The organism is Ruegeria sp. O4 (assembly GCF_056535125.1).
The window spans coordinates 55,734-72,823 of sequence record NZ_JBQERO010000002.1 but is presented as its reverse complement, the minus strand read 5'-3'; the positions used below and the strand labels follow the sequence as shown (position 1 = coordinate 72,823).

Here is a 17,090-nt window from a genome sequence, read left to right as displayed (position 1 = left end):
TGCCCCCTCGCATAGGCTGATCTGACGCAACTTTGGGAGGGGTTGTCCTTGGATTTGCTTTTGAATGTCGGCTTGCCGGTGTCGCTTGCCATTATCATGTTGTCTCTGGGCATCGGGCTGGAGGTGGCAGACTTCCGTCGTGTCCTGAGCCGGCGACGCGCCTTTGCCATCGGGGCGGTAAGCCAGATTGTTCTCTTGCCAGTCGCAGCCTTTGTGACGGTCACAATCTTTGGATTGCCCCCCGAGATCGCGGTTGGTTTCATGCTGCTCAGTTTTTGCCCGGGCGGCGTAACCAGCAACATCCTCTCCAAGCTCGCCAAAGCCGATGTCGCGCTTTCGGTCAGCCTGACCGCCGTGATCAGCCTTTTGTCGATGGTGACAATACCAATACTGGCCGCGTGGTCGATCAGGCACTTCATGGGCGACGAAGCCCCCGAGGTTTCGATCACCGGGCTGGCTGTTGCATTGTTTCTGATAACAACGCTGCCTGTGGCAATCGGGGTCGGAATTCGCTACTTTGCAACGGAGTTTGCAAACCGCGTAGAGCCGGGATTGTCAACGCTCGCGACCGTTTTGTTCGTGCTGATCGTTGCCGCGGCACTGGCCGGGAACTGGCAATTGTTCGTCGACAATCTTGGCATCATGGGCGCAGGCTTGATTTCTTTGAATATCACCCTGCTGTTCATCGGGCTGGGGCTTGCGCGGATATCAAACCTGTCCTGGAATGAGTGCAAGACGATCTCGATCGAAACCGGTATTCAAAACTCCACGCTGGGCATTACACTGGCGGCGCTGATCACGAATACCGAAAGCGGGTTCAGCCCGCTGGCCCTGCCCTCGGCGGTTTATGGCATTACGATGTACGCCGTGGTTCTGCCGTTTCTTGTCTGGTTCCGCAGGCGCTGAAAGGACCGTTATGACAAACAACACTGCTGATGCGATCGTAATCGGTGCTGGTCTGGCCGGATTGGCCGCCGCAGCCGAACTGGGCGACCGAGGCAAAAAGGTAATCATACTCGATCAGGAACCCGAAACCTTTCTGGGCGGTCAGGCGTTCTGGAGCCTTGGTGGACTGTTCATGGTCGACACCCCCGAACAGCGCCGCATGGGTATACGCGACAGCCACGATCTGGCGTTGCGCGACTGGATGGGCAGCGCACAGTTTGACCGTGACGAAGACGCATGGCCCCGCAAATGGGCCGAAGCCTATATCGAGTTTGCGGCTGGCGAGATGCGTCAGTGGCTGCACGAAATGGGCCTGCGCTGGTTTCCGGTCGTTGGCTGGGCCGAACGTGGCGGGTCTTATGCGACGGGGCACGGCAACTCGGTCCCGCGCTTTCACATCACATGGGGCACCGGCCCCGGCGTTCTTGAACACTTTATCCGACGTGTCCGCGACCATGTCAGCGCCGGATTGATCCAGATGAAGTTCCGCCACCAGGTCAGCCATATCATCATGCAGAACGGAACCGCCAAAGGTGTTTCCGGAGAAATTCTGGCCGATGACACCTCCCAGCGCGGTGGCAAAACCAACCGCGATGAGGTTGGCGAGTTCGAAGTTTATGCCCCGTCGATCATCGTCACCTCCGGCGGTATTGGCGGCAATTTTGACATGGTGCGTCAAAATTGGCCCCGGGACCGTTTGGGTGAGCCTCCCAAAGACATGGTTGCAGGGGTACCCTTTCACGTTGATGGCCGCATGATCGCAATCAGCGAAAAAGCGGGGGGCCATGTCATCAATGGTGATCGGATGTGGCATTACACCGAAGGCGTCCGCAACTGGGACCCGATCTGGCCCGCCCACGGCATTCGCATCCTGCCCGGCCCAAGTTCAATGTGGTTTGACGCCAGGGGCAACCGCCTGGCACCGCCCTGTTTGCCGGGGTTCGACACATTGGGGACACTGCGTGAGATCCTGAAAACCGGATATGAATACAGCTGGTTCGTTCTGACCCAGAAGGTGATCAAAAAGGAATTTGCGCTGTCCGGGTCGGAACAAAACCCCGACTTCACTTCGGGCAGCTGGAAAGAGGTTATCCGCCAGCGCATTCTGTCAGGTTCCAGCGCAACTGCTCCGGTCGAGGCGTTCAAGGAAAAGGGTGAGGACTTTGTTGTTGCCAACACGCTGACCGAACTGGTCAACGGCATGAACCATCTGGGCGACACTCCGATAGATGAGGCTCAACTGCGTGCCCAGATCGAAGCCCGGGATTCGCAGGTCGACAACCCTTTTTCGAAAGATGCGCAGATGATGGCGATCCTTGCCGCGCGCAATTATCGCGGAGATAAACTGATCCGCACAGCCAAACCGCATAAGTTTCTGGATCCGGCCAACGGCCCGCTGATTGCCGTCAAGCTGCATATTCTGACACGCAAATCTCTGGGTGGGTTGCAGACCAATCTGGACAGTCAGATGATTGGATCAGACGGCAATGTCGTACCGGGCCTGTTCGCTGCTGGCGAAGTCGCCGGATTCGGCGGTGGCGGCTATCACGGCTACAACGCGCTGGAAGGCACATTCCTGGGCGGCTGCATCTTTTCCGGTCGCAATGCCGGGCGTTCAAGGGCCGTCGCCTGACGCACTTTCCCTGTTACTTGCGCACCAGTTTGATCACCGGCTGGCCCTGCGCATCTAGCAGAGCCAGAGCGTTGCCCTGCATCGCGAATGTCGTAACGTTTTGCAAGGCTTGCAGGAATTGCCGCTCAACCGCGTCCAGCGGGGGCGGGCACGCCATGAGTGTTGCCGCCATGTTGTCTGGAAACGCAATGCGATTACCGGAAATCTCGGCCTGACCGCTGAACCGGTTGCAGCCGCTGCTTCCTGAAAAAACCCCATCCTGACCAAAGACAAGCTCGGGGCGTTTCTCGGATTCGACAGGCGCACCATTCAGGCCCGAGGCGGCCCATTGGGTGTTGTCCAGCGTTGCCGCCCCCTGCCCCTGGACCTGAACCAACAGAAGATCAGCGGCATTTTCTGCCCCATTCGTCAGAACGGGGTAAACGGTATCTGTGGTGAACAGCAGGTTTTGCCCCTGCATCACAGATGCCCGAACGCTATAGCGATGAGCATCCATGATCAGTGCATCGTCATAGGTCAATTTGAACTGTGCGGGCACCCCGCTCAGCGCATACCGTTGCGCGGCAAGCGTGACAGCGGGAGCATCGGCCAGCGAGATATCCTGAAGCTCGACATAAAGGGTTGCGTCCGGTGGCAGTGCAATGCGCTCTCGGTATGTGGCGGTCCCTTCAACTGCACCGGCAATGGCGACACCGCTTAACGCTGCCCAAGTTGCTGCACCCACCCATATTGCGCGACTTAATTGCTGCATAGGTCAATTCCTTTTGCAAACCCTCTTTGCAAAAGATCGTGTGCCCTTGGGTCTTTGCAAGATGTGCTTCGACAAAGTGGCAATTCTGCGCCGAAATCACAAAGGCCAGATCAATGGAATAAGCAGGGATGCCAGCAATCCGACCGTCAGATTTAGCGGAACACCCACCTTCATGAAATCGGTGAACCTGTAGCCGCCAGGGCCGTAGACCATCATGTTGGTCTGGTATCCGATCGGTGTTGCAAAGGACGCCGAAGCCGCCACCATAACGGCAACCACCAACGGGCGCGGGTCCATTCCGACGGCCTGGGCCAGCCCGATAGCTATAGGCGTGACCACAACCGCGACCGCATTGTTGGAGACCAGTTCGGTCAGCACCGAGGTCAGCAGGTAGATCGCCCAGATGATCAGGAAGGGCGGCAGAGCGCTTAGTCCCGGCGCCACGGCCTCGACAATCAGTGAAACCGCGCCAGAGCTGTCCAGTGACGCACCGATGGCGAGCATTGCGAAGATCAGCGCCAACAGGCGACCTTCGACAAAGGAGAACGCCTCGTCCGCGTCGATGCAGCGGGTCAGAAGAACCACGGCTACGGCCACAATCGACAACAGCAGGATCGGCGCGACACCCAGCGCTGCAAGGACGACGATCCCGACCAGCGCGCCAATTGCAATTGGCGCATGGCTGCGACGGAAGGCGCGTGCAGAAGGCTGGCTGACATCCACCATATCCATGTCCGCCGCAAGGCGCTGGATATCTGCCGGGGCGCCCTCCAGCAGTAGTGTATCCCCTACCCGCACCACCAGATCATCCAACTGGCGACCAATATTCTGATTGCGGCGGTGAACGGCCAGAACATAGACACCGTACCGGCGCCGCAACCGCAGCATTCCCAATGTCCGCCCCACCATCCGGCATCCGGGTGTGATCAGAACCTCGACTGTCTTGGTCTCGACAGCGGAAACCTGATCCACGCGCTTGAGCTCTTTGTTGGTCTGAAGGCTCAGAAGTTCGGTCATCTCGGTCCGCAGGACCACGCGGTCACCGACCTGCAATTCAACGCCCTTCAGATTGCGCCGCAGTGATTCATCGCCCCGGACCACGTCGATCAGACGCACGCCGGGACGTTTGAACAACTGAACACCGGTCACTTCACGCCCGATCAGGTTGCTGTCGGGCGGAATGACCGCTTCGGTGAAAAACTTCATTCTGGACCGGTCGCTGAGCAGCGAGGCCATGCTGTCCCGCTCGGGCAGTAATCTGGGGGCGATGAAGCGCAGATAGATCATGCCGTAGATCACCAGTGCAATCCCCAGCGGCGTGACCTCGAATATCGAAAAGGCTTTCATCCCCTGCGCGCGGGCCACACCATCCACCAGCAGGTTGGTGGACGTTCCGATCAATGTCAGTGTCCCGCCAAGAATAGCGGCATAGCTGAGCGGAATTAGCAGCTTTGACGCGGGTACGTTCAGCGTGCGGGCGATCTGAACAAAAACCGGGATCATGACCACAACAACGGGTGTATTCGACACAAAAGCCGAGGCCAGCACGACAAATCCCATCAGCAAACCGATGGCAATGCGCGGGTTGACCTGCGCCTGCCTTTGCGCGGTCGACGTGAAGGCGTCCAAGGCCCCGGTCCGCACCAAGGCCCCCATGATGATGAACATCGCCCCAATCGTCCAGGGCGCGGGATTGGACAAGACCGCCAGCGCGCTTTGATAGGGCAATATCCCTGTGACCAGCATCAGTGAGACACCGCCGATGGCCACGACCTCGGTCGGATAAACCTCGCGCAGGAACATGACGAACATGCTCGCAACAATCAGCAGCGCCAGAATTGCGCTGCCCGTCTCTGTCAGTGAAAGGAAATTCATTCGTGGTATTCTGTCCGAACCCTGGCCCAAGCGCCTGATGACATGCAGTTTCACGCATTGCGCGTGGCAGGGCAAGCCCGACGTTCGTTAATCAGGCCCGGCTTGTTCCAAACGCCCACCAACGCGCACCATGCGAACAGATTTGGCCTGACCGTCGCGATCATCCGTTTCGACGAACACTCCGCTCAGCGTGGCCTCGCCATTGGCAGGGGTAAACCGGGTCTTGGGCATCCCGGTTATGAACCGGCGCATCGGTTCCTGCTTGTCCATACCAATGACCGAGTCATAGTCGCCGCACATGCCCGCATCCGTCAGATAGCCTGTGCCGCCCGGCAGAATCTGCGAATCCGCTGTCGGTACATGGGTATGTGTGCCCACCACAAGGCTGGCGCGCTTGTCGCAATAGTGACCCATGGCCATCTTCTCGGACGTCGCCTCACAATGCATATCGACAATGATGGCTTGTGCCTGCCCGCCCCTGGGGTGCGATTTCAGGATGGGCTCTATGGCCGAGAACGGGTCGTCGAATGGCCGTTTCATAAAGACCTGCCCCAACACCTGCACCACCAGAACCTTGCGCCCTCCGGGTGCGTTGAACAGCCGGTGCCCCCGCCCCGGCGCGCCCTTGGCATAGTTCACCGGGCGCACGATGCGCTGTTCTTTCTCGATATATTGCAGCATGTCTTTCTGGTCGAACGCATGGTCGCCCAATGTCAGGCAATCTGCACCGGCATCCAGCAGCAGCTTGGCGTGATCGCCGCTCAACCCCATGCCGTTCGACGCGTTTTCGCCATTGACCACAACGAAATCCAGCCGCCATTCATCGCGCAGGCGCGGCAAATGCTGCTGAACGGCCGCGCGCCCCGCGCGCCCCATGACATCACCAAGAAACAAAATCCTCATTATCCGGGTCGTAGGGGCTGTGCTGGGCAATAACAAGGCGGAACCGTGAAATTTAAGTTGAGCCCGAACTTGAAATTGCTTGCAGGCGTGGCAAAGTCTTAGCCATGCGCTTATATCAAAAGGACATGTTGTGAAGTTATTGGCAATATTGACATTCGGCCTTGTGGTCGCTTCGGGCGTTATGGCGCAAGGCACAAAGACATCCATGCCCAATCCCGCGGCAACCTTTTGCGTCGAGAATGATGGAGTTTACCAACTTCGGAAGAACGAAGACGGAAGCGTCTTTGGTGTCTGCATCCTGAAGGAAGGCACCGAGGTGGATGCCTGGGATTACTTGCGCAGCCATTTCGAACAGTAGCAGCTAGAACGTCAGCACCCGGCTTTCCGTGACAACCATGTCCAGCGGCTGATCGGTCGGCTCCAGTGGCAGATCCTGCGCCTCTTGCGCGTCAAAAGCGAAACCGATTGCCAGTGTCGCGCGCTTGCCTCGCAATCCTTCCAGCGTGCGATCATAAAATCCACCGCCATATCCCAGACGCCCGCCGTTGGCATCAAAAGCCACCAGCGGCACGATCAGGATCTCGGGGTCGAAATAATCATCGACCTCGGGCACTCTGGCACCGAATGGGCCATCTTTCAGCGGTCCTTCTGGCGTCCAGCGCGAAAATTTCAGCGGTTTTCCAGCGGCTTGGATCACTGGAACACCAACAGGCCCATAAGCCGCAGCTTCAGCCATGGCGGATACCGGGTCGATCTCGGTCCGGATCGGCATGTAGCCTGACAAGGGCACACCGCGATAACCCGCCAGAACCTCGGACAAACGTCCGGCTGCACCGGGAACACGCGTGTCGAACGCGACCTTGCGGCGCGCAAATGCCGCTTTGCGTGCAGCTGCTTTGATTTCAGTCAGATCGGTCACAATAGCACCACACTGGCAAGCCCAAGAAAGATGAAGAACCCCATGACATCGGTTGTGGTTGTCACAAAGGTTCCTGACGCCAGCGCCGGGTCAATTCCCAGACGATCCAGCACTACCGGTACTACCGTACCTGCAAAGCCCGCGATGATCATGTTCACGACCAAGGCTGACCCAATCACGACACCCAGCCAAGGTGAACCGAACCACAGCATCCCCACGGTCCCCAGTACAATGGCAAAACAGAGCCCGTTCAACACGCCCACCAGCAGTTCCCGCCTGATAACGCGCATCACGTTTGAATTGGTCAGATCGCGCGTCGCCAGTGCGCGCACTGCAACGGTCAGCGACTGAGTACCCGCATTGCCCCCCATGGATGCAACAATCGGCATCAGGATGGCCAGCGCGACAAGCTGGTCAATTGCCGCCGCAAATTGCGAGATTACCAACGAAGCACAGATTGCCGTGCACAGGTTTACCGCCAGCCAGGGCAGTCGCCGGCGGCTGGTGGCCGCTACACTGTCGGACAGAGAGCTTTCGTCGCTCACACCGGCAAGGCGCAGGATGTCTTCTTCGTGCTCTTCATCCAGAACGACCATCGCGTCATCGATGGTGATCACACCAACCAGACGCCCATCGGCATCCACTACTGGGGCCGAGATCAGGTGATACTGGTTGAAGGCGTAAGCCACGTCCTCCTCGTCCTGATCAACGGGGATGATGTGAAACTCCTCTTCCGCCAGATCGCGCAACGGCACCTCACGACGGGACGCCATCAGCTTGCCCAATGTCACCTGCGCTGTTGGTTTCAGGCGCGGATCGACCAGAACAACATGATAGAACTGCTCGGGCAAATCATCATTGGCACGCATGAAGTCGATGGCCTGACCGACGGTCCAATGCTCGGGCGCCATGACGACCTCGCGCTGCATCAAACGACCAGCCGAATTCTCGGGATAAGCAAGCGCCTGTTGCGCCGCTAGCCGCTCGGAATCTTCGAGCGCGCCCAGAATGGCTTCCTGCTGCGGTTCCTCAAGATCTTCCAGAAGGTCAACGACGTCGTCGCTTTCCATCTCGCGCACGGCTTCCGCCAGAACCTCGGGGGTCAGGACGGAGATGATTTCCTCGCGGACCGCTTCGTCCAGTTCCGACAGGATGTCGCCGTCAAATTCCTTGTCATAAAGCCGGATCAGCCGCGCCCGGTCATAAGGATTGATCTGCTCCAGTAGGTCAGCGATATCAGCCGCGTGCAGTGGCTCCATCAGCTCAATCAGCTTGTCGCGATCATCCACATCGACGGCGTATAGGATCGCCGCCACTGTCCGGCGATCCAGTGCATACGCGTCTTCGTCGTGGGGCAGATCGTGTTCGGCTTGATCACTGCCTGTCGTCATGCGCTGCCCCCTTCTTTCGGCGATTGGCCCCTAAATAGAAGAAGCAGCTACCAGAAAACAATGACAATGCGCCGATTTACCCACTTCTTTCGTCTGCCTATGCTACAGCGCGGTCCCAAACAGGTGGAGAACAGGGCAAATGGCGCAAAAGACGCTTTTGAAAGGGCGCGTTCTGAGTTTCACAGGCTCACCCTTTGACGGAGAGCCAACCGAAGCGACCCGACTGGACGAAGCTGTCGTGATTGACAAAGGGCGCGTTGCTGATGTCGGCGCGTCTGAAGCGCTGATGCGGCGTCACCCTGATGCTGTCATCAAGGACCATGGCAATCACCTGATCATTGCGGGTTTCGTTGACCCGCATGTGCACTACCCACAGACGGCCATGATTGCCAGTTGGGGTAAGCGGTTGATCGACTGGCTGAACACCTACACCTTCCCCGAAGAGATGAAGTTTGGTGATCCTGAATACGCCTCTGAAATCGCCAACCGTTATCTGGATCTGACTGCCGCCCATGGCACAACGACGATGTGCAGTTTTTGCACCATCCACCCCGAAAGCGTGGATGCCTTTTTCACTGCCGCGCAACAACGGGGACAGCGCGTGGTCGCGGGCAAGACCTGCATGGATCGCAATGCGCCTGAAGGTCTGCGTGACACGGCCCAGACCGCCTATGACCAATCTGCCGCTCTGCTTGAGAAATGGCACCGTGTCGACCGCCTGTCCTATGCCATCACGCCCCGGTTTTCACCTACGTCCACCCCTGAACAGCTTGAGGCCATGGGCGCGCTTTGGGCGGAGCATCCCCATTGCCTGATGCAAACACACCTGAGCGAGCAGACAGACGAAATCGAGTGGGTCCGCTCCCTGTTCCCCGATGCGCGGGACTATCTGGACACTTACGAAAAGTTCGGGCTGCTGGGGCAGAACGGACTTTATGGGCATGTCATCCATCTGGAAGACCGGGAACGCGATCGTCTGCGCGAGGTTGATGCGTCATTGATCCACTGCCCCACCTCGAACACCTTCATAGGGTCGGGTCTGTTCGACATGAACGGCTTGATCCACGATGGCCACCGGATCGGTTTGGCAACGGATACCGGTGGCGGATCAAGTTTTTCAATGCTTCGCACCATGGCTGCCGCATATGAAATCGGTCAGTTGCGTGGGCGCCCCCTGCATCCGGCGCAATTGCTGTGGCTGGGTACAGTCGGGTCGGCGCGCAGCCTGCGGATGGATGATTGCATCGGCAACATTGCTCCGGGAATGGAGGCGGATCTGGTCGTGATTGATCTCGCCTCGACCCCGGCCATCGCCCAGCGCGAAGCTTGTGCAAACGATGTTTGGGAGGCAATCTTCCCGACCATCATGATGGGTGATGATCGGGCTGTGGCCGAGGTCTGGATTGGTGGGCGGCAGGCCGCTTAGGCCTGCAACCCCTTGGCAAGACTGTTTTGACGCTCAATCACGCGGGGCAGGTCAATCGTCGTGATATGCCCATCCCGCACGATCTGGCGGCCTTCGACAAACAGGTGCTTTACTTGCATCGGACCGGCCAGAAGCAGAGCTGCCGGGTCCCAGCTGCCTGCGCATTCGATACTGCGCATATCCCAGACAGCGACATCCGCGCGTTTTCCCGGCATAAGCCGCCCGCAATCGGGACGCCCCAGCACATCGGCCCCGCCGCGGGTTGCAATCTCCAATGCTTCGCGGGCCGACATCGCATCCGCCCCATTGACCACCCGTTGCAACAGCAGCGCCTGCCGGGCCTCAAGCATCAGATTACCGTTGTCATTACTGGCCGAGCCATCAGCGCCGAGGCCTACCTTTACCCCCGCATCGCGCATCGCCCGCACCGGCGCGATGCCTGATCCCAGACGGCAGTTCGAACATGGGCAATGAGCGACACCAGTTTTGGTGCGCGAAAACAGATCAATCTCGGCCCCGTCCAGCTTGACGCAATGAGCGTGCCAGACATCCGGGCCGGTCCAACTCAGATCTTCGGCGTATTGACCGGGTCGACAGCCGAACTGAGCCTGTGAATAGGCGATATCTTCATCGTTTTCAGCCAGATGTGTATGCAACATCACGCCTTTGTCCCGTGCCAGAAGGGCTGCATCTCGCATCAGGTCCCGGCTGACGGAAAACGGTGAACACGGGGCAAGACCTACGCGGCACATCGACCCTTCTGACGGATCGTGAAATGCATCCACGACGCGGATCATGTCGTCCAGAATGGCAGTTTCTTCTTCCACCAGACTGTCCGGAGGCAGGCCGCCATCGCTTTCACCAATGCTCATCGCGCCACGTGTCGGGTGAAATCGCATCCCCAACTCGGATGCGGCAGCAATCGTGTCCTCCAGCCGTGAACCATTGGGATAGAGGTACAGGTGATCAGAACTGAGCGTACAGCCTGACAGCGCCAGCTCTGCCAAACCGATCTGGGCCGAGGTGAACATCTCGTCTGGTCCGAACTTCGCCCAAATCGGATAGAGTGTCTGAAGCCACCCGAACAGCAATGCATCCTGCCCGCCCGGCACCGCGCGGGTCAACGTTTGGTAAAGATGGTGATGGGTGTTCACTAACCCGGGTGTCACCAGACAGCCCGAAACATCGTGAACCTCGCCTTGTGTTTGCAATCCGTGCCCGATCCCCGCGATCTGGCCGTCGCGGATCAGAATGTCCGCCGCGGGGAGTTCCTGCCGGGACTCGTCCATCGTCAGGATCAGATCAGCGTTTTTGAGTAGGATTTCTGTCATGTCGCGCTCCTGCATCTGCCCGTCTCTTGCAAGGAGTGCGAAGGTCGGCGGAAAACGGGCTCAAGAACCGACCGGGTATTATGTACCCGCCATCGGGATCTGCGACAACAGGTTTCAGAACCGACGCAGGATCTGAAGTGCCTCTGCATGTATTTCTGCGTTGGCTGCGGCCAATGCTCGACCGCCCTCATGCGCCGGGCCGCCTTGCCAATCGGTCACAATTCCGCCTGCCGCCTGAATAACCGCGATAGGGGCCTGAATGTCATATGAGTTCAGCCCTGCTTCGATCACCAGATCTGCTTGCCCTGCGGCCAACAAGGCATAAGCGTAGCAGTCCATTCCATATCGAGTCAGTTGCACCTGCTCCGACACGGCCTGAAACCCGGCCCGGTCATCCGGGGTGCCGACTTCAGGAAAAGTGGTGAACAGCGTCGCCTGCGCCAGAGATTTCGTCCCCCGTGTTTGCAGCTTTCTGGTCCCCTGTGGCCCTGTAAGCTGCGCACCAGCTGTCGATCCGACAAAGCGTTCGCCAATGTAGGGCTGATCAATCACCCCCATGATCGGCCCGTCTGCTGTGCTGAGCGCGATCAGAACGCCCCAGGTTGGTGTGCCACTGATAAACCCGCGCGTGCCGTCGATGGGGTCCAGAACCCAGGTTCGGCCACTGCTGCCCTTGTGCGCACCGTATTCTTCACCCAATACGCCATCTTCAGGGCGCAATCGGGACAGCACCTCTCGCATGGCTTTTTCAGCGGCCCGATCCGCTACGGTGACGGGGTCAAACCCTTCGGTCAGCTTGTTCGCAGTTTCCAGATTGGTCTGACGGAAAAAAGGAAGAATGGCCGCGCGTGCCGCTTCGGCCATTTCTTCTGCAATTTCAATGTCGCTTAAACTCGCCGGATGCATGGCACTCTGGTGCGGGCATTACCTGACAAAGTCAAGCCGGTCTGATCAGGCGACGTCGCTGAGGACACGTGCAAGTTCAAACAGGCGGCGGCGCTGGTTTTCCGGAATTGCGTAGTAAGAGCGAACTAGATCCAGGGCTTCTTTATCGCCCATCAGATCGGCTGGAACAGATTTCTTTTCCGCGCTGCTTTTCTGGGCCTCTTCCAGACCTTCAAAGAAGAAGCTGACCGGTACGTCCAATGCCTCGGCAATGTCCCACAGGCGGGACGCGCTGATTCGGTTGGCTCCGGTCTCATATTTCTGGATTTGCTGAAACTTGATACCAACTTGCTGCGCCAATTGTTGCTGGGTCATCCCAATCAGCCAGCGGCGATGCCGAACGCGCTTGCCCACATGGACATCGACGTGATGAGTCATTGGTATTCTCCTCTACTACACACACATTTGTACGGGATCGTGCGACGTCCGAGATCGCAATACCAATAGGGGCTTCCTTAACCGCCCCCAAATCCGGACTGTGCCGTCCCCCGTTACCAGCACTGCTTGCCAATATTGCCGGTTTTGAATTTTTTTTCAAGCTGGTTGAGTCGATCCCCCCTCACAAGGGCTGTGGTTGTATGCGTCAAATGCCCTGCCCGCTGTTCGCGTGGCCCGGCTGGACATGCGACAGATTTTCAGGCGTTTCATGACGCCGCGCATAAGGAATTGACATCTCGCACAGCTCACGTGCCTATGCCCCAAGCACGTGAGGAACCAAATGAAGGCCTATTGTATTAGATCTGACGGGGCAGTTGCCCAGCTGTGCGATGTACCGAAACCCGAGCCGGGTGAGGGTCAGGTACGGGTTGCGATCAAAGCCTGCGGGTTGAATTTCGCTGATCTGCTGATGCAGAAAGGCACGTATCAGGATACACCGCCTGCGCCGTTTACTTTGGGTATGGAAATCGCCGGTGTCGTGGATACCATCGGTCCAGGTGTGTCCACCCTGAAACCGGGCGATCGGATCGCCGTCTATTCCGGTCAGGGCGGTCTGGCAGAATATGGCGTTTTCGACGCCGATCGCGCGATCCCGCTGCCGGACACGACCCGTTTCGAAGACGCCGCTGCGATCCAGATTGCCTATGGCACCAGCCACATGGCGCTTGACCACCGCGCCCGACTGCAACCCGGCGAGACGCTTCTGGTTACCGGCGCAGCGGGCGGTGTCGGGCTGACCGCAGTTGAAATCGGCAAGCTCATGGGCGCCACCGTCATCGCACAGGCCCGCGGCCTCGAAAAGCTGGCCGTTGCACGCGCCGCAGGGGCCGACTACCTGATTGATGCCTCAGAGGATCTGAGGGATCGGGTCAGATCGCTTGGCGGCGCGGATGTCGTTTATGACGCAATCGGCGGCGATGTGTTCAAGGCGGCCTTTCGCGCCACCAACCCCGAAGGCCGCCTGCTGCCCATCGGATTTGCCGGGGGAGATGTTCCGCAAATCCCCGCCAATCATCTGCTGGTCAAGAACCTGACCGTGATCGGCTTTTACATTGGCGGGTATTTGAAGTTCCGGCCGGAAGCCGTGCGCGAAAGCTTTGGCACCCTTTTCCGCTGGCACGCCGAGGGCCGTGTCAATCCGCACATAAGCCACGTCTTGCCTCTTGATGAGGTCGCGCAGGGCCTGCGGTTGCTGAAAGAGCGGAAATCGACGGGCAAAATCGTGATCACCCCCTGACCGCAATCAGCCCACCACGGCACGCAGTTGCGTTCCCGCAAGCAGGCGGAAGTTCTGACGCACCAACTGCGCCAGTGCTTCGACAACCGCGTCTCGACCCGGCTCGCCACCATACAGGTTGATCATATGCGCAGGCAGGTCCGGTAGCGCACCGCCGCCTTCGATCTGCTCAAGATGTGCGGCTTCGGTACCTTCCAGTGCCGCATACACTGCCAGATCAGCACTGACTGTGGCCTCGATTGTGCGGTCGTTTTCAGTTTCCACCGACAACTCCCAGGGAATACCGGCTGCATCCAGCGCGGATATCACCTGTGGTCGAAACAAGCAGCGACGTCCAAGTGCCAAAGGTAGCGGACGCTTGCGCCAGGCTGACCCGCCCGGTGCACCTATCCAGCGCAAGGGCAGCTCTGCAATGGTTTCCGCACCATCCACCGACGACGGTTCCGTGGTCAGGATCACGTCACATTCACCGCGTTGGTACATCTCTTTCAACTGCAAGGAATAAGACGACACCAGCTGAACTCTGACCCGCGGGAAATCCGCGTTAAATCGTTGCAGGACCCTTGGGATGGCCGGGTAAACTATGTCGTGAGGAACCCCCAACACCACCTCACCTTCAAAGGCCTGATCGGTCAGTTTCGAGATGACCTCATCATTCAGTGCGATCATGCGGCGCGCATAAGCCAGCAATTGTTCACCGGACGCGGTCAGGGCAATCGTTCTGCCACTGCGGTCCAGCAACTGCAGGCCAAGCAACTCTTCCAGCCGTTTCAACTGCATCGAGACCGCAGATTGCGTCAGATGCAGGAAACCTGCAGCGCGCGTCACCCCACCCTGATCTGCCACAGCAACAAATGAGCGCAGGGTTGTGATGTCCAGATTCCGCATCTTCACAATTCCTTATGGGTTTCATCAAAAATATTCGTTTTCAAAATATGTCATACTCCCCCATATCAATCAAGGAAATTGATGAAGACAAGCGAAACCATCGAAAAGAGACGAAAGGACAATAAATATGACCCAAATTGCCATTCATCGCCCCTGCAAGCAGAAAAAGCAATCACTCAGCACTATCATCAGGCATGCTGTTTCCCTGAAGCGTCAACGCCACCAGCTGGCGCGACTTGATAATCGCGCCCTTCAGGACATCGGAATCTCCAGATCAGAGGCCGATGCCGAAGCCAGACGCTTCGTCTGGGACGCGCCGGAATTCTGGCAGAAATGATGCAAATACAAATCTTTAGTTCATGAGTGGCGGTCACTTGTTACGGATCGCCACTTTTGTTGCGTAAATTAGTTGGTTTTCCGCGGTAAATACTTGAAACACAGCCCTGAGTTGCCGATATTTGCCTAGAACGCTTCCCGCACAGCCGGGGGGCTGCATAATTATGTAAAGGGAGACCCTTTGATGGCACAATTCGACACGATCCGGACGGCGGCCGGCGCGCGCGCTGCCGAGATTGATGAGGGCCTGCGCGCCCATATGAACAAAGTCTATGGCACTATGTCCGTAGGCATGCTCATCACATTCGCAGCAGCCTGGGCCATCGCGGGCCTGGCAACCACAAGCGATCCGTCAGCCGCGGCGGCACAGTTGAATGCCGATACCTATCTGACATCGCTGGGCTACAGCATTTACGCATCGCCCCTGCGCTGGGTCATCATGTTTGCACCCCTGCTGTTTGTCTTCGGCTTCAGTGCCGGGATCAACCGTATGTCGGCGGCCGCCGCACAGCTGGTGTTCTACGTTTTTGCAGCGGTGATGGGCGTTTCGATCAGCTGGATCTTCCTTGTTTTCACCGGTGAGTCGGTCATTCAGGTCTTCCTGATCACCGCAATCGCGTTCGCAGGCCTTTCCCTGTATGGTTACACAACCAAGAAAGACTTGTCCGCCATGGGCACTTTCCTGATGATGGGCCTGATCGGCCTGATCGTCGCGATGGTTGTGAACATCTTTCTGGCATCTTCGGCGGTTGCCTTTGCAATCTCGGCCATCGGCGTTCTGATCTTCGCGGGCCTGACTGCTTATGACACCCAGAATATCAAGAACACATACCTGCAAATGGCCCATAGTGGCGATCAGGAATGGCTGGGCAAGGCCGCTATCATGGGCGCGTTGAACCTGTACCTGGACTTCATCAACCTGTTCATGTTCCTGCTGCAATTCTTGGGTAACCGCGAGTAATTGCAAACCAATGTAAGGGAAAAGGCCGGTCATCAGACCGGCCTTTTTTCGTTTAGAACCAACTGATGATTGCGCTTGCCCGATGCACAAGTCCTTCCAGACAAAGCTACGGCGTCCGCGCGTACCCAGATAAGAAAAGCCCCCACCAGATCGGCGAGGGCTTGATACATCAGAAGGTATGAGACTTAGCTGCAGTTCAACGGCACCGCAAAGCCCGAACTACGCTCGGACGTGCCTTTGCGGAACACATCACCAGCAGGCAGGCACCCGGTAAAACGCTCGGCCTCTTGCGCAAAACCAACACCGATCGAGTTATCGACCTTTACGCTGTTCGTCGGCGTGCGAAGGACACCAAACAAGGTTCCGTTGACACTGACGGTGCTCAGGAACAGGTTCGTATCGCTGCCCTGTAGCTGGACCGCATTGTCCGGCGTCCGCCCGCCATTATCGATAGCAACGGCTGCCACCTTGGAGGGGTCCACTTCATCAGCCAATAGAGTAACGGTCTGAAGTTCTGCCAGCTCAGCCGGGACATTCGTTTCAGGCGGCAGAAATGCGACGGCTCCGGGAACGTCGGAAATCGTGCGGGGTTCGCCATCGATTCCGGTAAACCCGACACCTTCACGGTTGAACGGGTCTTCACAAGCCGCCAAAGTCAGAACGGCTATTGTGGATAACAAGATTTTTTTCATGGCGGTCAACATTTTGTGGCGGTTTGCTCAAGCGTACTTGCAGGTCGGCACAAAAAGCAAGCCACAGCCAATGCGATTGCATCGGTGGCTGATGCGCTCCTGCAACGGCCCCAGATGGGCATGTTGACGTAATTGGCGACCAAGCACCGGAATTCAGCACAAAAAAAGGCTCTGCCAAGCAGAGCCTTTTTGGAAAGTCCAAATGGAACGGAAAGATTACTTGATCTTGCCTTCCTTGTACTCGACATGCTTCCGAACGACCGGATCGTATTTACGAATGGTCATTTTCTCGGTCATGGTGCGTGCGTTCTTTTTGGTCACGTAGAAGTGGCCCGTGCCCGCGGTCGAGTTCAGACGGATCTTGATTGTCGTCGGCTTCGCCATGGTTATCTCCTGCGTCCGGAAAGGCAGGGGCCTTT

The 17,090-nt window shown here is 57.8% G+C and carries 18 protein-coding genes; 7 read left to right on the top strand and 11 right to left on the bottom strand.

The features are described 5' to 3' along the window. The first annotated feature begins 48 nt into the window (after positions 1 to 48). The gene (locus ACR0J7_RS04570; RefSeq protein WP_480486378.1) at positions 49 to 906 is read left to right on the top strand and encodes a bile acid:sodium symporter family protein; all 858 of its coding nucleotides are present in this window, start codon (positions 49 to 51) and stop codon (positions 904 to 906) included. A 10-nt stretch (positions 907 to 916) separates the two neighbouring features. Continuing rightward, positions 917 to 2,578 (top strand): FAD-binding dehydrogenase, encoded by a 1,662-nt coding sequence (locus ACR0J7_RS04565; protein WP_480486379.1) that lies wholly within the window; start codon positions 917 to 919, stop codon positions 2,576 to 2,578. Positions 2,579 to 2,591: 13 nt separating this feature from the next. Here ACR0J7_RS04565 and ACR0J7_RS04560 read toward each other — a convergent pair whose 3' ends face one another. The 3 genes from ACR0J7_RS04560 to ACR0J7_RS04550 all read right to left on the bottom strand — a co-directional run bounded on the left by ACR0J7_RS04560 (position 2,592) and on the right by ACR0J7_RS04550 (position 6,107). Then, the gene (locus ACR0J7_RS04560; protein ID WP_480481986.1) at positions 2,592 to 3,329 is read right to left on the bottom strand and encodes a YbaY family lipoprotein; all 738 of its coding nucleotides are present in this window, start codon (positions 3,327 to 3,329) and stop codon (positions 2,592 to 2,594) included. A gap of 96 nt (positions 3,330 to 3,425) precedes the next feature. Further along, positions 3,426 to 5,204, bottom strand: a complete 1,779-nt coding sequence (locus ACR0J7_RS04555) for an SLC13 family permease (RefSeq protein WP_480582873.1) — start codon at positions 5,202 to 5,204, stop codon at positions 3,426 to 3,428. Positions 5,205 to 5,291: 87 nt separating this feature from the next. Beyond that, on the bottom strand, positions 5,292 to 6,107 hold the full coding sequence (locus ACR0J7_RS04550; protein ID WP_209504607.1) for a TIGR00282 family metallophosphoesterase: 816 nt from the start codon (positions 6,105 to 6,107) through the stop codon (positions 5,292 to 5,294). Positions 6,108 to 6,255: 148 nt separating this feature from the next. On the opposite strand from ACR0J7_RS04550, the gene ACR0J7_RS04545 reads away from it, so the two are divergent. Further along, on the top strand, positions 6,256 to 6,465 hold the full coding sequence (locus ACR0J7_RS04545; RefSeq protein ID WP_480899132.1) for a putative hemolysin: 210 nt from the start codon (positions 6,256 to 6,258) through the stop codon (positions 6,463 to 6,465). Positions 6,466 to 6,468: 3 nt separating this feature from the next. On the opposite strand, the gene ACR0J7_RS04540 is transcribed toward ACR0J7_RS04545, so the two are convergent. Then, positions 6,469 to 7,026 carry a 5-formyltetrahydrofolate cyclo-ligase gene (locus ACR0J7_RS04540; protein ID WP_480582870.1) on the bottom strand — a complete coding sequence of 186 codons (558 nt, stop codon included), beginning with the start codon at positions 7,024 to 7,026 and terminating at the stop codon, positions 6,469 to 6,471. Further along, complete coding sequence (gene mgtE, locus ACR0J7_RS04535; protein ID WP_480869744.1) at positions 7,023 to 8,417, bottom strand: magnesium transporter; 1,395 nt, start codon at positions 8,415 to 8,417, stop codon at positions 7,023 to 7,025. The genes ACR0J7_RS04540 and mgtE overlap by 4 nt, the downstream gene beginning before the upstream one ends. A 139-nt stretch (positions 8,418 to 8,556) precedes the next feature. Between mgtE and guaD the strand changes: the two genes are divergently transcribed. Next, the gene (guaD, locus tag ACR0J7_RS04530; protein WP_480773152.1) at positions 8,557 to 9,843 is read left to right on the top strand and encodes a guanine deaminase; all 1,287 of its coding nucleotides are present in this window, start codon (positions 8,557 to 8,559) and stop codon (positions 9,841 to 9,843) included. On the opposite strand, the gene ACR0J7_RS04525 is transcribed toward guaD, so the two are convergent. The 3 genes from ACR0J7_RS04525 to ACR0J7_RS04515 form a co-directional block, all read right to left on the bottom strand. After that, positions 9,840 to 11,174: an 8-oxoguanine deaminase gene (locus ACR0J7_RS04525; RefSeq protein ID WP_480869742.1), complete on the bottom strand. Its 1,335-nt coding sequence runs from the start codon at positions 11,172 to 11,174 to the stop codon at positions 9,840 to 9,842. The genes guaD and ACR0J7_RS04525 overlap by 4 nt on opposite strands. A gap of 114 nt (positions 11,175 to 11,288) precedes the next feature. Beyond that, positions 11,289 to 12,080 (bottom strand): histidinol-phosphatase, encoded by a 792-nt coding sequence (hisN, locus tag ACR0J7_RS04520; protein ID WP_480545776.1) that lies wholly within the window; start codon positions 12,078 to 12,080, stop codon positions 11,289 to 11,291. 45 nt (positions 12,081 to 12,125) lie between these two features. Beyond that, complete coding sequence (locus ACR0J7_RS04515; RefSeq protein ID WP_267365354.1) at positions 12,126 to 12,497, bottom strand: helix-turn-helix domain-containing protein; 372 nt, start codon at positions 12,495 to 12,497, stop codon at positions 12,126 to 12,128. Positions 12,498 to 12,837: 340 nt separating this feature from the next. On the opposite strand from ACR0J7_RS04515, the gene ACR0J7_RS04510 reads away from it, so the two are divergent. Then, positions 12,838 to 13,794 (top strand): NADPH:quinone oxidoreductase family protein, encoded by a 957-nt coding sequence (locus ACR0J7_RS04510; RefSeq protein WP_480913419.1) that lies wholly within the window; start codon positions 12,838 to 12,840, stop codon positions 13,792 to 13,794. A gap of 6 nt (positions 13,795 to 13,800) precedes the next feature. Here the strand turns inward: ACR0J7_RS04510 and ACR0J7_RS04505 are convergent, their stop codons facing one another. Beyond that, positions 13,801 to 14,682 (bottom strand): LysR family transcriptional regulator, encoded by an 882-nt coding sequence (locus ACR0J7_RS04505; protein WP_209597892.1) that lies wholly within the window; start codon positions 14,680 to 14,682, stop codon positions 13,801 to 13,803. Positions 14,683 to 14,809: 127 nt separating this feature from the next. Here ACR0J7_RS04505 and ACR0J7_RS04500 point away from each other — a divergent pair, with 127 nt between their 5' ends. Continuing rightward, positions 14,810 to 15,019: a DUF1127 domain-containing protein gene (locus ACR0J7_RS04500; RefSeq protein ID WP_480899136.1), complete on the top strand. Its 210-nt coding sequence runs from the start codon at positions 14,810 to 14,812 to the stop codon at positions 15,017 to 15,019. A 183-nt stretch (positions 15,020 to 15,202) separates the two neighbouring features. After that, positions 15,203 to 15,979: a Bax inhibitor-1/YccA family protein gene (locus ACR0J7_RS04495; protein WP_209504618.1), complete on the top strand. Its 777-nt coding sequence runs from the start codon at positions 15,203 to 15,205 to the stop codon at positions 15,977 to 15,979. 185 nt (positions 15,980 to 16,164) lie between these two features. Here ACR0J7_RS04495 and ACR0J7_RS04490 read toward each other — a convergent pair whose 3' ends face one another. Beyond that, a complete protein-coding gene (locus tag ACR0J7_RS04490) occupies positions 16,165 to 16,671 on the bottom strand; it encodes a hypothetical protein (RefSeq protein ID WP_209504619.1) in 507 nt (168 codons plus the stop codon). A gap of 216 nt (positions 16,672 to 16,887) precedes the next feature. Next, positions 16,888 to 17,055 carry a 50S ribosomal protein L33 gene (gene rpmG / locus ACR0J7_RS04485; RefSeq protein ID WP_037309480.1) on the bottom strand — a complete coding sequence of 56 codons (168 nt, stop codon included), beginning with the start codon at positions 17,053 to 17,055 and terminating at the stop codon, positions 16,888 to 16,890. Between the last annotated feature and the right edge of the window lie 35 nt (positions 17,056 to 17,090).

Excerpts from the sequence above, each read along its gene's own strand:
- ACR0J7_RS04555 (WP_480582873.1), bottom strand. The coding sequence starts at position 5,204 with ATGAATTTCCTTTCACTGACAGAGACGGGCAGCGCAATTCTGGCGCTG.
- ACR0J7_RS04560 (WP_480481986.1), bottom strand. The coding sequence starts at position 3,329 with ATGCAGCAATTAAGTCGCGCAATATGGGTGGGTGCAGCAACTTGGGCA.
- mgtE (WP_480869744.1), bottom strand. The coding sequence starts at position 8,417 with ATGACGACAGGCAGTGATCAAGCCGAACACGATCTGCCCCACGACGAA.
- ACR0J7_RS04495 (WP_209504618.1), top strand. The coding sequence starts at position 15,203 with ATGGCACAATTCGACACGATCCGGACGGCGGCCGGCGCGCGCGCTGCC.
- ACR0J7_RS04525 (WP_480869742.1), bottom strand. The coding sequence starts at position 11,174 with ATGACAGAAATCCTACTCAAAAACGCTGATCTGATCCTGACGATGGAC.
- ACR0J7_RS04510 (WP_480913419.1), top strand. The coding sequence starts at position 12,838 with ATGAAGGCCTATTGTATTAGATCTGACGGGGCAGTTGCCCAGCTGTGC.
- rpmG (WP_037309480.1), bottom strand. The coding sequence starts at position 17,055 with ATGGCGAAGCCGACGACAATCAAGATCCGTCTGAACTCGACCGCGGGC.
- ACR0J7_RS04490 (WP_209504619.1), bottom strand. The coding sequence starts at position 16,671 with ATGAAAAAAATCTTGTTATCCACAATAGCCGTTCTGACTTTGGCGGCT.
- ACR0J7_RS04550 (WP_209504607.1), bottom strand. The coding sequence starts at position 6,107 with ATGAGGATTTTGTTTCTTGGTGATGTCATGGGGCGCGCGGGGCGCGCG.
- ACR0J7_RS04565 (WP_480486379.1), top strand. The coding sequence starts at position 917 with ATGACAAACAACACTGCTGATGCGATCGTAATCGGTGCTGGTCTGGCC.
- ACR0J7_RS04500 (WP_480899136.1), top strand. The coding sequence starts at position 14,810 with ATGACCCAAATTGCCATTCATCGCCCCTGCAAGCAGAAAAAGCAATCA.
- guaD (WP_480773152.1), top strand. The coding sequence starts at position 8,557 with ATGGCGCAAAAGACGCTTTTGAAAGGGCGCGTTCTGAGTTTCACAGGC.
- ACR0J7_RS04515 (WP_267365354.1), bottom strand. The coding sequence starts at position 12,497 with ATGACTCATCACGTCGATGTCCATGTGGGCAAGCGCGTTCGGCATCGC.
- hisN (WP_480545776.1), bottom strand. The coding sequence starts at position 12,080 with ATGCATCCGGCGAGTTTAAGCGACATTGAAATTGCAGAAGAAATGGCC.
- ACR0J7_RS04505 (WP_209597892.1), bottom strand. The coding sequence starts at position 14,682 with ATGCGGAATCTGGACATCACAACCCTGCGCTCATTTGTTGCTGTGGCA.